This is a genomic window from Rathayibacter sp. AY2B9 (assembly GCF_002931595.1).
GTDB lineage: Bacteria > Actinomycetota > Actinomycetes > Actinomycetales > Microbacteriaceae > Rathayibacter.
On record NZ_PSUB01000001.1, the window covers coordinates 256,495 to 268,850 of the forward strand.

A 12,356-nucleotide genomic window follows, 5' to 3' on the forward strand; every position below is an offset into this window, starting at 1 on the left:
CCCGCGTTGTGGATCCTGCTAGCGTCGCAGCGGAGCGGCCCCGGCGCGTCCGGCTGAGCGGCTCGGACCCACCCCTCGGACGGAAGGCCAGCGCTCCCGTGTTCATCCCGATCGGCAACACCCCCCGCGACTACGCCTGGGGCTCGCTCACCGGCATCTCGGAGGCCCTCGGCACCGCGCCCTCCGGCGCCCCTGAGGCCGAGCTCTGGCTCGGCGCGCACCCGGGCTCGCCCGCGCGCATCCTCGACCCCGCCTCGGTCGGCGCCGGCACGCTCGCCGAGTGGATCGCCGATCACCCCGAGGCGGCGCTCGCCGGAGTGGAGGGGTCGGTCGATCCGGTCTCGGGCGCTCCCCGTCTGCCGTTCCTGCTCAAGATCCTCGCGGCGGGCGGGCCGCTGTCGCTCCAGGCCCACCCCTCGTCCGAGCGGGCCCGGCGCCGGTTCGTCGAGGAGGAGGAGGCCGGCATCCCCCGCGACGCCGCCGATCGCAACTACAAGGACCCGTTCCACAAGCCCGAGCTGATCTACGCGCTCAGCGAGAGCTTCGACGCGCTCTGCGGCTTCCGCGAGCCGGCGGACGCCCGGGCGCTGCTCGCCGAGCTGGCCGGGCGCGCCCCGGCGGAGGAGGCGGCCGCGATCGCGCGGTTCGCCCGGACGCTCGAGGGCGAGCCCTCGGAGGTCCTCCGCGGCGCCGTGTCGTGGCTGCTCGCCGACGGCGACCGCGCCGAGGTCGCCGCGCTGGTGTCCGCGGTCGTCGCGGCGTCCGCGGGCGACGACCGCCTCGAGACGACCACGGTCCGGGACCTGGCCGAGAGCTACCCGGGCGACCCCGGCATCGTGCTCTCGCTCCTGCTCAACCGCGTCCGCCTCGCCCGTGGCGAGGTGCTCTACCTCCCCGCCGGCAACATCCACGCCTACCTCGCGGGCACGGGCGTGGAGCTGATGGCCGCCTCCGACAACGTGCTGCGCGGGGGCCTCACGCCCAAGCACATCGACGTGCCCGAGCTGGTGAGCGTGCTCGAGTTCTCGCCGCTGCCCGTGCCCTACCTCCCGGCCGAGCAGGCCGGACCGGGCGTGCGCGTCTACCGTCCGGACGTCCCCGACTTCGTGCTCGCCGTCGTGGAGCCGGAGTCGGAGACGCCGGCCCGCGTCGCCCTGCACGGACCCGCCATCGCGATCGCGACCGAGGGCTCGTTCTCGCTCGAGGGCGCCGAGGGCTCGGTCCGCGTCGAGCGCGGCGGCAGCGTGTTCGTGACCCCGTCGGAGGGCACTCTCGCCGTCACCGGACGGGGCACGCTCTTCGTCGCGACGGTCTGATCCCTCCAGCGATCCCGGTGCCGGCCGCTCAGGCGGCGAACGTGCGGCGGTAGGCCGCCGGCGTGGTCCGCAGGACGCGCGTGAAGTGGTGGCGCATCACCGCGGCCGTGCCGAAGCCGACCCGCGCGGCGACCGCCTCGAGGGTCAGCTCCGTCTCCTCCAGCAGCACCTGCGCCCGGAGGAGGCGCTGGCGGGTGAGCCAGGCGAGCGGAGTCGTGCCGAGGTCGGCCCGGAAGCGGCGCGCGAAGGTGCGGGGGGCCATCAGGGCCCGACGGGCCAGCGCCTCGATCGAGAGGTCCTCGTCGAGGTGCTCCAGCATCCACTCGGTGACCTCGGCCAGCGAGTCCGCGCGCGCCTCGGGAACGGGGGTCCGCAGGTACTGCGCCTGCCCGCCGTGGCGCTGCGGGGGCACGACCATCCGCCGGGCGACGACGCTCGCCGCCGTCGCGCCCAGCTCCTCGCGCACCACGTGCAGCGCCGCGTCGATGCCGGCCGCGGTGCCCGCGCTCGTCACGATGCGCCCCTCCTGCACGTAGAGGACCTCCGGGTCCACCGTGACGGAGGGGAAGCGCCGGGCGAGCTCCGCGGCGTGCATCCAGTGGGTGGTCGCGCGCCGGCCGTCGAGCAGGCCCGCCTGCGCCAGGGTGAAGGCCCCGCTGCAGACGCTGAGGATCCACGCGCCGCGCTCGTGAGCCTCGCGGAGGAGGTCGAGGACCCGCTCGTCGGCGGGCCCGCGGCCGTGGGCGGGGACGGCGATCAGGTCCGCGTCCCGGGCCGCGTCGAGACCATCGGCGATCAGCAGGTCGAATCCGAGGCTCGTCCGGACGCGGCCCGGATCGGGAGTGGCGATCCGGAAGTCGAGGGCGGGCCCTCCGTCGACGCCGCGGTCGATCCCGAACACCTCGCAGACGACCCCGAACTCGAACGGCGCGAGGCCGGGCAGGGCGAGGAGGGCGACGGAGCGGAGCACGACGGCAGGATATCGCCACCCGGCGTCATCCGGCCGATCCGCGCCGTCGATCCCCGCCGCTAGGGTGTCTTCCGGCGCGCGGAGTCGCGGGCCCGCACCGAGGAGGATCCACATGGCATGGCTGGTCACCGGGGGAGCCGGGTACATCGGGGCGCACGTGGTGCGCGCGTTCTCGGAGCAGGGCATCGACCCCGTCGTCCTCGACGACCTCTCCTCGGGGCACGCGTCGTTCGTGCCCGAGGGCGTCCCGTTCCACCAGGGCTCGATCCTCGACGAGGCCCTGCTCGACCGCGTGCTCGCCGAGCACGACATCGAGGGCGTCGTCCACGTCGCCGGGTTCAAGTACGCCGGAGTCTCGGTGCAGCGCCCCCTGCACACCTACGAGCAGAACGTCACCGGCACCATGCGCGTGCTGGCGGCGATGGAGCGCGCCGGGGTCTCCTCGATCGTCTTCTCCTCGAGCGCTGCCGTCTACGGCGCGGTCGACGTCGAGATCGTCACCGAGGACACCCCCAAGAGCCCGGAATCGCCCTACGGCGAGTCGAAGCTGATCGGCGAGTGGCTGCTCGCGGACGCGGGGCGGGCGCACGGCGTCCGGCACGCCTCCCTGCGCTACTTCAACGTCGTCGGATCCGGCTACCCGGACGTCTACGACACCAGCCCCCACAACCTCTTCCCCCTCGTCTTCGAGGCGCTGCTGGACGGCCGCACGCCCCGGATCAACGGCGACGACTACCCGACGCCGGACGGCACCTGCGTCCGCGACTACATCCACGTCGCCGACCTGGCGCTCGCGCACGTCGCCGCGGCGCGCCGCCTGGCCGCCGGCGAGCCGATCGACCCGGTCTACAACCTGGGCAGCGGATCCGGGGCCTCCGTCGGCGAGATCATGCGCGCGATCGCCGACAGCACCGGCATCGCCTTCACGCCCGAGGTCGCCCCACGGCGGCCGGGCGATCCGCCCCGCATCGTCGCCTCCGGCGCGACAGCGGCCCGCGACCTGGGCTGGGAGATGCGGCACACGGTCGCCGAGATGGTGGAGAGCGCCTGGCGCGCACGGAGCGCCGCGACCGCCTGATCGGATCTCACGTTCGCGACACGCCGGTGTGTCGTGAACCCTCCACGGCGGGTTGAGGGTTTATGGTCCGCGACTTGACCTGAGCGAATGACACCGCTGTAATTACCTAGGCAGCGGCTCCGGGAGGAGTGGCCGCCGATCATCGGTTCGCAGGCGGGGTAGGAGACGGCATGACGCTTCCGGAACAGCACTCCGGAGTCCCCGAGGACTGGTTCGTCGATCCGGTCCGTCTGGGCGTGCCCGGGGTCCGACCCGGGATCGACACCGCGACCGAGGCGCCGGGGGGCGCGCTCTCCTGGCAGGTCGACTCGCTGTGCGCGCAGACCGATCCCGAGGCCTTCTTCCCCGAGAAGGGCGGCTCGACCCGCGACGCCAAGAAGATCTGCACCTCGTGCGAGGTCCGGGCCCAGTGCCTCGAGTACGCGCTCGAGAACGACGAGCGCTTCGGCATCTGGGGCGGCCTCTCCGAGCGCGAGCGCCGGAAGCTGCGCCGCCGGGCCTAGTCCCCTCCTCGCCGCGACCCGACCGACGGGGCGGCGAGCCGCAGGCGGGCGGCGCGGCGGCATCGCTTAGGGTGGTCCGCGATGTATCCACGAGTCACCGCCGTCCTCGTCGCGCGCAACGGCGCGGCCTATCTGGAACGAACCCTCGCGGCCCTGCGGGCGCAGACCCGTCAGCCCGACGCGACGGTGTTCGTCGACGGAGGCTCGAAGGACACGACCGACGAGCTCCTCGCGTCCTGGGGTCCGACGCAGCTCGTGCAGGTCGCCGAGCACCTCCCCTTCGGCCAGGCCGTGGCCCGCGCTGTCCGCGTGATGCAGCCGCCGGCCGGAGAGGACGAGTGGCTGTGGCTGCTCGCGCAGGACTCCGCCCCCGAGCCCGGCGCCCTCGCGGCGCTGCTGGGAGCCGTCGAGGTCGCCCCCTCCGTCGCCGTCGCCGGTCCCAAGATCATGGACTGGACGCGCTCCGGCTACATCCGCAGCTACGGCGAGTCGATCACCAAGCACGGCACGACCGTCCACCTCGTCGAGGACGAGCTCGACCAGGGCCAGCACGACTCCACGCCCGACGTCCTGGCCGTCGCCGCCGGCGGCATGCTCGTGCGCCACTCCCTCTGGGAGGAGCTCGGCGGCTTCGACCCCGGCCTGCCGGTCGTCGACGACGCGCTCGACTTCTCGATCCGCACCCGGCTCGCCGGGCACCGGGTCAGCCGCGTGCCGGACGCCCGCGTCACCACCGCCCGCATCGGGCTGCAGCGCCCCGACGGCCGCCGCATCGACAGCGGCGAACGGCGCCGGGCGCGTCAGCACCGCACCGCGCAGCTGCACCGCCGGCTCGCCTACGCGCCCGTCGCGCTCCTCCTCCTGCACTGGCTCTCGCTCGTCCCGCTGGCGATCGGCCGCGCGGTCGTGCGCCTGCTGCGCAAGCAGCCCGGGCTGGTCGGAGGGGAGCTGCTGGCGGCCCTCGTCGTCGCCTTCGGGGGGACGAAGGTGCTGCGGGCCCGCACCGTTCTCCGCTCGTCGAAGAACGTGGGCTGGAAGGCCGTTGCGCCGCTGCGCATCCCGCTGGACGTGGTGCGGCAGCTGCGCTCGGTGCGCCACGACGCCGTGCGCGTGCAGGCCGGGCGGGACCGCCATCCGCTGCACTTCTTCCAGGGCGGGGGAGTGTGGGTCGTCCTCATCGCCGCGCTCGCCGGCCTGGTGGTCTACACGCCGCTCCTCGCTGCTCCCGCGCTCAGCGGCGGCGGTCTGCTGACGCTCTCGCCGACCGTCGGCGAGCTGTGGCGCAACGCGGCCTACGGCTGGCGCGACCTCGGCTCGGGGTTCATCGGCGCGGCGGACCCGTTCGCCGCTGTCCTCGCCGTGCTCGGCTCGCTGACCTTCTGGTCGCCCAGCTACTCGATGGTGCTGCTCTACCTCGTCGCGCTCCCCGCTGCCGCCCTCGGTGCCTGGCTGATGATCGCGCGGCTCACCCCGCGCGCGACCGCCCGCGCCGCCGGAGCCCTCGTCTACATCCTCGCTCCCGCCTTCTTCGCCGCGCAGGCCGACGGGCGCCCCGCCCCGCTGCTGGTGCACGTGCTGCTTCCCTGGCTCTTCTTCGCCGGGTTCGGCGCGTACCGCTCCTGGTCCGCCTCCGCGAGCGCCTCGATCCTGGCTGCGGCCGTCGTCGCGTGCGCGCCGGTGCTGGCCGTGCCGCTCCTGGTGATCTGGCTCGTCGTCGTCGCCACCTCGGGGCGGCGGATCGGCCGCTTCATCGGCCTGCCGATCCCCGCGGCCGTCCTCCTCTTCCCGCTGGTGGTCGCCCGCGCACCGCGGGGCGACTGGCTCGGCGTCCTCGCGGATCCGGGCGTCCCGCTGCCCTCCGCGCAGTCGGACCTCGTCGCGCTGCTCGCCGGCTTCCCGGCCGGTCTGCCCGACGGATGGCTCGCGTTCCTCGGCGGTCTGGGGATCGGCACCTCCGCCGCCCCGCTGGTCACGGCCGTGCTCGTCGTGCCGCTGATCGTCGCGGCGCTGGCCGCCCTCCTCCTCCCGAACAACCTCTCGGCCCTCGGCGGCGTCGGCGTCTCGGCGGCGGGTCTCGTGACCGCCTCGCTCGCCCAGGGCGTGCAGGTCGCGACCACCGGCTCCGAGGCGGTCTCCGTCTGGAGCGGCACCGGTCTCAGCCTCTACTGGCTCGGCCTGGTGATCGGCGCGTCGCTCTCGCTCGCCGCCGTGCGCTCGGTGCGCGTGGTGCCGGCGCTCGTCGTCACGGCCGCGGCGGCAGCACTGGTCGGTCCGCTCGCGGTGGCCTTCCCGACCGGCGCCGGCACGTCCGTGTCGACCACGTCGGACCGCTCGCTCCCCGCCTACGTGGCGGCCGAGGCCCGGAACGACCCGCGGGTGGGCACGATCGTGCTCGTCCCGCAGGCGGACGGCGGCGTCCTCGCCCGGCTGGAGCGCGGAGCGGGCGCGACCCTCGACCAGCAGTCGACCCTCGCGAACACCGGCGCCGAGAGCACGGACGCGATCGACGAGCTGGCGGGCAACCTCGTCTCGCGGACGGGCTACGACGTCCCCTCCGCGCTCGAGAGCCTCGGCGTGCGCTTCGTCGTGCTGACCGTGCCGGCCGGCACCCAGGTCGGCGACGCGGCCGCCGCCGTGCGCGCGCGGGCGGCCGTCTCCCTCGACGGCAACGCGGCGTTCTCGGCCGTCGGCGACACCCGCTACGGGCTCCTCTGGACGGCCGTCGACACCGAGGGGACCCGCACCGAGGCCGCTCCGTCCGGCGTGGTCGGGCCCTTCGGGATCGCCTACACGATCGCCCTCCTCCTCGTCTTCGTCGTCGCCCTCCTGCTGGCGGTGCCCACCGGGCTCTCGCTCGAGCGGGGCCGCTCCAGCGGCGCGGTCGCCGGGATCGACGACGAGCCGGGCGAGGCCACCGGCCAGTTCGACGACGGGAACGACGATGTCTGACCCCGCCGACCAGGAGAAGCAGATGCCCGAGTCCTCCGCCCGCCGCTCCCGCGCGGAGCGCCGCGCCGATCGCGCCGCGGCCTCGACGCCCGATCGCGCACCCTCGGCCGCCCGTCGGCGCCGGACGGCCCTGCGCGGTGCGGTGGGCGCGGCCGGAGTCGTGATCGCCGCGGCCGCCGTGGTCGTGCCCCAGCTCCTCCCGTCCCCCCTGGTCTCGAGCGCCGCGGAGGGCGTCGTCGTGACGCCCGTCGCGGCCGACAGTTCGCTGGTCTGCGGCGGCGATCTGATCGACGCCGGAGAGCCGGAGCAGCTGCGCGCCCTCGACGGCGCGGCGACCGCGGTCCGGCCCGAGGGCTCCACCTCGGACCCCACGGTCCTCGACGAGGACGATGTCGCCGCACCGGGCACCGGCATCACCGGTCTGAGCGTGCCCGCGGGCTCCGACCCCGCTCCCGGTGGAGCCACCGTCCAGGCCATCGGCACGGACACCCTCTCCGGACTGTCCGCCCGCGCCTGCGCCGAGCCCTCGGCCGACAGCTGGCTCGTGGCCGGCTCGACCGACGTCGGGCGCACCTCCGTGCTGATCCTGGCGAACCCGAGCGAGGTCGCCTCCACCGTCGACCTCACGCTCTTCTCCGAGACCGGCACCGTCCAGGCCACCGGCGCCACGGGCATCGTCGTTCCGGCCGGAGCGGTCCGCGCGCTCCCGCTCGCGGGGCTCGCCCCCGGGGTCGTCCAGCCCGTCGTGCATGTGACCGCTCGCGGCGGCGAGGTCGCCGCGAGCATGCAGAGCAGCGCCATCTCCGGGCTCACCCCGGAGGGCGTCGAGACCACCGGCCCCTCCGCCGGCCCGGACACGCTCGCCGTGATCGCCGGCTTCACCGTCACGTCGCCTCCGGCCGAGACCGCGAGCGACGACGGCAGCGGCGGCGCGGGCAGCCCCGTGCTGCGCATCCTCACCCCCGGCGACGCCGACAGCACGGTCTCGGTCGAGGTCACCAACGAGGACCCGAGCGGGTCGGGCACCTCCACCCAGGTCGTCGTCCCCGCCGGCCTCGTCGGCGAGGTCCCGCTCACGGGCCTGGCGGACGGCTCCTACCGCATCGTCCTGCGGGCCGATCAGCCGATCGTCGCGGCGGGGCGGACGACCTCGACCGGCTCGGCCGGCACGGACTTCGCCTGGTTCGCCTCCGGCACCGCGACCACGACGCCCTTCGGCGTCGCCGGCACGGGCGAGGGCGACGCGCGGCTGCACCTGGTCAACGGCAGCGACTCGACCGCCTCGGTCGAGATCGAGGCCCCGGGCGGCACCCGCACGCTCGAGCTCGGCCCGTTCGCGGCTCTCGCGACCCCGCTGGACGGCGACGGCGTGGTCGTCAGCAGCACTCAGCCGGTGCAGGCCTCGGTCTCGATCGCGCGCGACGGGCGGATCGCCTCGTACACGATCGTCCCGCCGGGACCGCTCTCCTCGCCGATCACGGTCTACTCGCACTGAGACGCGGGGCGGCGGCGCCTCGGCGGTGCCGGCGCCTCAGAGCTGCCGGCGCCTCAGGGGTGCCGGTAGCGGTCCGGGGAGATGTCCCACGGGTCGCGGCCGAGCAGCTCCGCGACGGCGCGGAACACGTAGCTCTCGATCAGCATGCGCTGGTGCCACTCGTCGCGGCGGTGCAGCTTCGCCAGGCGCTCGATCGGCACGCGGTAGAGCGTGATGCGGCGCGCGGCGTGGTCGACGCGCCACCGCGCGATGCCCGTGCCCTGCAGCCGGTCGGGGTCGACGTCGGGAGTCGCCGCGACGTCGACGCGGATGCCGGCGAGCTCCTCCGGCCAGGTGCCGCGCAGGTAGTCGAAGGCCGAGCCGATCGTCGCCTCGAAGAAGTCGGAGCGGGTCTGCAGCAGGGGGAGGTGCGGACCGGTGATCGGCCCTCGTGCGCCGCGGCCGTGCCGGTCGCGGGAGCCTCCGCGCGACCCGCTCGTCGGGCGAGCGGCGGAACGACGAGCACGGGGCATGGCTCCAGCCTATTGCTACTGTGGGCGGCGATGACCGGACGGCACTGCTCGCGGACGGGCTGCCGTGCGCAGGCCGTCGTCACGCTGACCTACGACTACCGCGACTCGCTGGTGGCGGTCGGGCCGCTGAGTCCTGCGCCGGATCCGCACGGCTACGACCTCTGCGCCGAGCACGACCGGCGGCTCCTCGTCCCGCGCGGCTGGGAGACCGTCCGCTACGGCGCGGGGCCCGCCTAGGCCGCTGCCGCGCGCGTCAGGGCCGCTCGGGGAAGCCGCGCGGCGTGCTCGAGAGCACGGGGGCCAGCCGCTCGAGGCGCTGGTCGGACAGGAGCAGGGCGCGCTCCTCCCGCGCCCGGCGGAGTGCGGCCACGGCGAGGAGGAAGTCCTCCGCGGGCGCGGCGGGCAGCGGGGAGACGTGGACCGCGGTCTCGTCGGCCAGCGCGGCGGCGAGCTGCGAGCGCGACGGCTCCGTCATGCCGTGGCGCTGACGGAGGAACTGCGCCAGTCGGCGCGCCAGGGCGTCGGGGAGGCGCGCGGTGTCCGCTGTGACGGCCCAGCCCCGCAGCGGCTCCGGGATCTCGACGACCAGCGGCTCCGCGCGGGGAACGCGCTCGAGCTGGCTGTGCGTGCCCGCGAGGACGTCGCCGAGACGGCGCGATCGGCGCGAGAGGAGGCCGACGACCGCGGCGAGCCCGCCGAAGGTCATCAGGATCTCGAGGACGCCGGTGAGGCCGCGCACGAGGGCGTGCCGGAAGCCGATGGAACCGCCGTCGTCGCGGACGACGCGAGCGCCGACGGTGAGCTTCCCGAGCGAGCGGCCGCGACTGGCCGTCTCGACGGTGACCGGCACGATCACCACGGCGATGACGAGGGCCGCGATCGCCACGGCGGCCGAGGCGGCGGGGTCCAGGCCGCCGTCCCCGGAGAGGGAGGAGACCAGCAGGAACAGGCCCAGCGCGAGCAGGAGCTCCGCGATCAGGTCGATGATCGCGCCGACCGCGCGGAGCACGAAGGAGGTGACGGGCACCTCGAGCGCGATCGCCTCGCCGGTGACCAGGTCGGCGTCGTCGAACTCGGTGCGCTGCTCCTCCACGGTGCTCCTCCCGGATGCTCGGCCTCGGCGGCGTGCCTGGCTATCCTGTCAGGAGATGGACATCGACGCTCTCTCGGCCGCCCGCGCTGCGCAGTGGACCCGCCTCGACGAGCTCTCGCGCAGGCGCCGCCTGACCGGAGCCGAGGCGGACGAGCTGATCGAGCGCTACCAGGCGGCATCCGCGGACCTCGCCACGATCTCCTCCACCGCCGGATCGACAGCCGTCGGCACTCGGCTCGCCGTCTCGCTCTCGCGGGCTCGGGGACGCCTGACCGGCACGCGAGACGAGCCGCTCGCCGCGGTCTCCCGCTTCGTCGTCCTCTCGCTCCCGGCCGCTCTGCACCGGCTGCGCTGGCTGACGCTCGCCGTCGCCCTCGCGACCGCGGTGGTGGCGACGCTCTACGCGCTCTGGATCCTCGGCGACCCGCGCCTGCTCGCCGCGCTGGGCGACGACGAGGAGCTGCGGCGCTTCGCCCGAGGCGACTTCATCGACTACTACTCCGAGAACCCCGCCGCCTCGTTCGCCGGGCAGGTCTGGACCAACAACGCCTGGATCGCGGCGCAGTGCGTGGCCTTCGGGATCGTCGGCGTCTACGTGCCGTACATCCTGCTGCAGAACGCGCAGAACCTCGGCACATCGATCGCGGTGATGTTCCACGTGGGGGAGGGCGACACGTTCTTCCTCTACATCGCGCCGCACGGCCAGCTCGAGCTGACGGCCGTGTTCGTCGCCGCGGCTGCGGGCCTGCGGATCTTCTGGGCCTGGATCGCTCCCGGCGCGCGCACCCGCGGCCAGGCGCTCGCCGAGGACGCGCGGAGCCTGTTCACGGTGGCGATCGGCCTGGTCTTCGTGCTGCTCGTCTCGGGCGTGATCGAGGGGTTCGTCACTCCGGCACCCTGGCCCTGGTGGCTCAAGATCGGGATCGGGGCGCTCGCCCTCGGCGCGTTCCTCTTCTACATGATCGTCGTCGGCGGGCGCGCGGTGCGGGCGGGGGAGACGGGCGACCTCGACCGGTTCGAGGCCGGGTCGCGGAGCATCGCGGCCGGCTGAGCCGAGCCGGACGAGCGCGGCCGTCGGAGCGGGGCCGTCGATCAGCGCTCCCGGGACCGACGACGGCCCCTCTCGCAGGTCAGAGCCGTCCGGCCGCCTTGAGCGCGAGGTAGCGGTCCGCGAGCGCCGGCGGGAGCGCGGAGGGGCTGCCGAGCACGACGTCCCCGCCGAGACGGCGGACGGCGGCCGAGAGCCGGTCCACGTCCGCGAGCGAGCGCTCCGCGGCGGCGGCGGAGTAGACCGCGGCCCGGTCGCTCCGGTCCTCCGCCATCCGCTGCAGCTCGGGGTCGAGCGCGCAGGCGACCACGACCGTGTGCACGCGGGTGAGCTGCGGGAGCACCGCGAGGAGCCCCTCCGCCGAGCCGACCGAGTCGAGCGCGGTGAGGAGGACCACCAGCGAGCGCTGGGAGGCCAGGGTGCGCACCTGCGCGGGGACCGCCGCCCAGTCGGTCTCGATGAGCTGGGGCTGCACGGGGGCGAGGGCGTCCACGACGCGGGTCAGCACCTCCGTGCCGGTCGCGCCGTGCACGCGGGCTCGCCGGGTGCGGTCGAACGCGAGCACGTCGACCCGGTCGCCGGCCGAGGCCGCGAGGGCCGCCAGGAGGAGCGACGCCTCGATCGCCGTGTCCAGGCGCGGCTCGTCCTCGATCCGAGCGGCGGACGTGCGGCCCGTGTCGAGCACGACGATCACGCGCCGGTCGCGCTCCGGGCGCCAGGTGCGGACGACCGGCTCCCGGCGCCGCGCGGTCGCCCGCCAGTCGAGCGAGCGGACGTCGTCGCCGCGGACGTACTCGCGCAGGCTGTCGAACTCCGTTCCCTGCCCGCGGATCATCACGCTGGTCCGCCCCTCCAGCTCGCGCAGCCGCGCCAGGCGCGAGGGCAGGTGGCGACGGGAGCGGAAGGCGGGCAGCACCCGGACGACGGCCGGCGCGGCCCGCGTCGCCTGGCGGCCGGCCAGCCCGAGCGGCCCGCGGGAGCGGATGGTGACGTGGAGTGCCCGGCGCTCGCCGCGGCGGAGCGGCTCCAGGACCGTGGTCACCGCGCGGCGCTCGCCCGGCGGCAGACGCAGGGACGACCGGGTCTCGAGGGCGCCGGCCGAGGGCTCCCAGGCGTCGCGGAGGACCCCCGTGATCCTCCTGCGGCCGGTGCTCGTGACCAGGAGGGTCGCCTCGGCCCGCTCGCCGAGCCGCACCCGGTCCGGCACCCGCCGCTCGAGCACGACGGCCCGGGGCGAGCCCGCGACCGCGACGTCGATCCCGACGAGGACCGCCCAGGCCAGGAGCCAGAGGCCGAGCACGGCGAAGGCGACCTCGGGGCGGCCGCCCAGGAGGACGACCGGCACCAGGCCGACGAGGAGGACGAGGACGCTGCGTCCGGTGAGGTGCACGG

General features: G+C 75.2%; 11 protein-coding genes. 7 read left to right on the plus strand and 4 right to left on the minus strand.

Annotated features, from left to right (window positions below):
• Positions 1-98: 98 nt before the first annotated feature.
• Entirely contained in the window at positions 99-1,316 is a 1,218-nt protein-coding gene (gene manA, locus C5C25_RS01305) for a mannose-6-phosphate isomerase, class I (protein ID WP_104249501.1), read from the plus strand.
• Between the two features lie 28 nt (positions 1,317-1,344).
• Here manA and C5C25_RS01310 read toward each other — a convergent pair whose 3' ends face one another.
• The gene (locus tag C5C25_RS01310) at positions 1,345-2,286 is read right to left on the minus strand and encodes a GlxA family transcriptional regulator (protein WP_104232807.1); all 942 of its coding nucleotides are present in this window, start codon (positions 2,284-2,286) and stop codon (positions 1,345-1,347) included.
• Between the two features lie 112 nt (positions 2,287-2,398).
• On the opposite strand from C5C25_RS01310, the gene galE reads away from it, so the two are divergent.
• The 4 genes from galE to C5C25_RS01330 all read left to right on the plus strand — a co-directional run bounded on the left by galE (position 2,399) and on the right by C5C25_RS01330 (position 8,311).
• On the plus strand, positions 2,399-3,364 hold the full coding sequence (galE, locus tag C5C25_RS01315; protein ID WP_104232806.1) for a UDP-glucose 4-epimerase GalE: 966 nt from the start codon (positions 2,399-2,401) through the stop codon (positions 3,362-3,364).
• 170 nt (positions 3,365-3,534) lie between these two features.
• On the plus strand, positions 3,535-3,867 hold the full coding sequence (locus C5C25_RS01320) for a WhiB family transcriptional regulator (RefSeq protein WP_104224145.1): 333 nt from the start codon (positions 3,535-3,537) through the stop codon (positions 3,865-3,867).
• Between the two features lie 81 nt (positions 3,868-3,948).
• On the plus strand, positions 3,949-6,816 hold the full coding sequence (locus tag C5C25_RS01325) for a glycosyltransferase family 2 protein (RefSeq protein ID WP_104232805.1): 2,868 nt from the start codon (positions 3,949-3,951) through the stop codon (positions 6,814-6,816).
• A complete protein-coding gene (locus C5C25_RS01330; RefSeq protein WP_146079406.1) occupies positions 6,809-8,311 on the plus strand; it encodes a DUF5719 family protein in 1,503 nt (500 codons plus the stop codon). The genes C5C25_RS01325 and C5C25_RS01330 overlap by 8 nt, the downstream gene beginning before the upstream one ends.
• A gap of 53 nt (positions 8,312-8,364) precedes the next feature.
• Here the strand turns inward: C5C25_RS01330 and C5C25_RS01335 are convergent, their stop codons facing one another.
• A complete protein-coding gene (locus C5C25_RS01335) occupies positions 8,365-8,823 on the minus strand; it encodes a metallopeptidase family protein (RefSeq protein WP_104224142.1) in 459 nt (152 codons plus the stop codon).
• Positions 8,824-8,853: 30 nt separating this feature from the next.
• Between C5C25_RS01335 and C5C25_RS01340 the strand changes: the two genes are divergently transcribed.
• Positions 8,854-9,060, plus strand: coding sequence for a DUF3499 family protein (locus C5C25_RS01340; RefSeq protein WP_104224141.1), 207 nt, complete (start codon positions 8,854-8,856; stop codon positions 9,058-9,060).
• 16 nt (positions 9,061-9,076) lie between these two features.
• On the opposite strand, the gene C5C25_RS01345 is transcribed toward C5C25_RS01340, so the two are convergent.
• The gene (locus C5C25_RS01345) at positions 9,077-9,916 is read right to left on the minus strand and encodes an RDD family protein (protein WP_104224140.1); all 840 of its coding nucleotides are present in this window, start codon (positions 9,914-9,916) and stop codon (positions 9,077-9,079) included.
• Between the two features lie 55 nt (positions 9,917-9,971).
• Between C5C25_RS01345 and C5C25_RS01350 the strand changes: the two genes are divergently transcribed.
• Complete coding sequence (locus C5C25_RS01350) at positions 9,972-10,967, plus strand: stage II sporulation protein M (protein WP_104232803.1); 996 nt, start codon at positions 9,972-9,974, stop codon at positions 10,965-10,967.
• Positions 10,968-11,046: 79 nt separating this feature from the next.
• On the opposite strand, the gene C5C25_RS01355 is transcribed toward C5C25_RS01350, so the two are convergent.
• Positions 11,047-12,354, minus strand: a complete 1,308-nt coding sequence (locus tag C5C25_RS01355) for a DUF58 domain-containing protein (protein ID WP_104232802.1) — start codon at positions 12,352-12,354, stop codon at positions 11,047-11,049.
• Positions 12,355-12,356 lie beyond the last annotated feature (2 nt).

Coding starts and splice junctions, on each gene's coding strand:
- C5C25_RS01335 (WP_104224142.1), bottom strand. CDS start 8,823: ATGCCCCGTGCTCGTCGTTCCGCCGCTCGCCCGACGAGCGGGTCGCGC.
- C5C25_RS01330 (WP_146079406.1), top strand. CDS start 6,809: ATGTCTGACCCCGCCGACCAGGAGAAGCAGATGCCCGAGTCCTCCGCC.
- C5C25_RS01320 (WP_104224145.1), top strand. CDS start 3,535: ATGACGCTTCCGGAACAGCACTCCGGAGTCCCCGAGGACTGGTTCGTC.
- C5C25_RS01350 (WP_104232803.1), top strand. CDS start 9,972: ATGGACATCGACGCTCTCTCGGCCGCCCGCGCTGCGCAGTGGACCCGC.
- C5C25_RS01325 (WP_104232805.1), top strand. CDS start 3,949: ATGTATCCACGAGTCACCGCCGTCCTCGTCGCGCGCAACGGCGCGGCC.
- galE (WP_104232806.1), top strand. CDS start 2,399: ATGGCATGGCTGGTCACCGGGGGAGCCGGGTACATCGGGGCGCACGTG.
- C5C25_RS01340 (WP_104224141.1), top strand. CDS start 8,854: ATGACCGGACGGCACTGCTCGCGGACGGGCTGCCGTGCGCAGGCCGTC.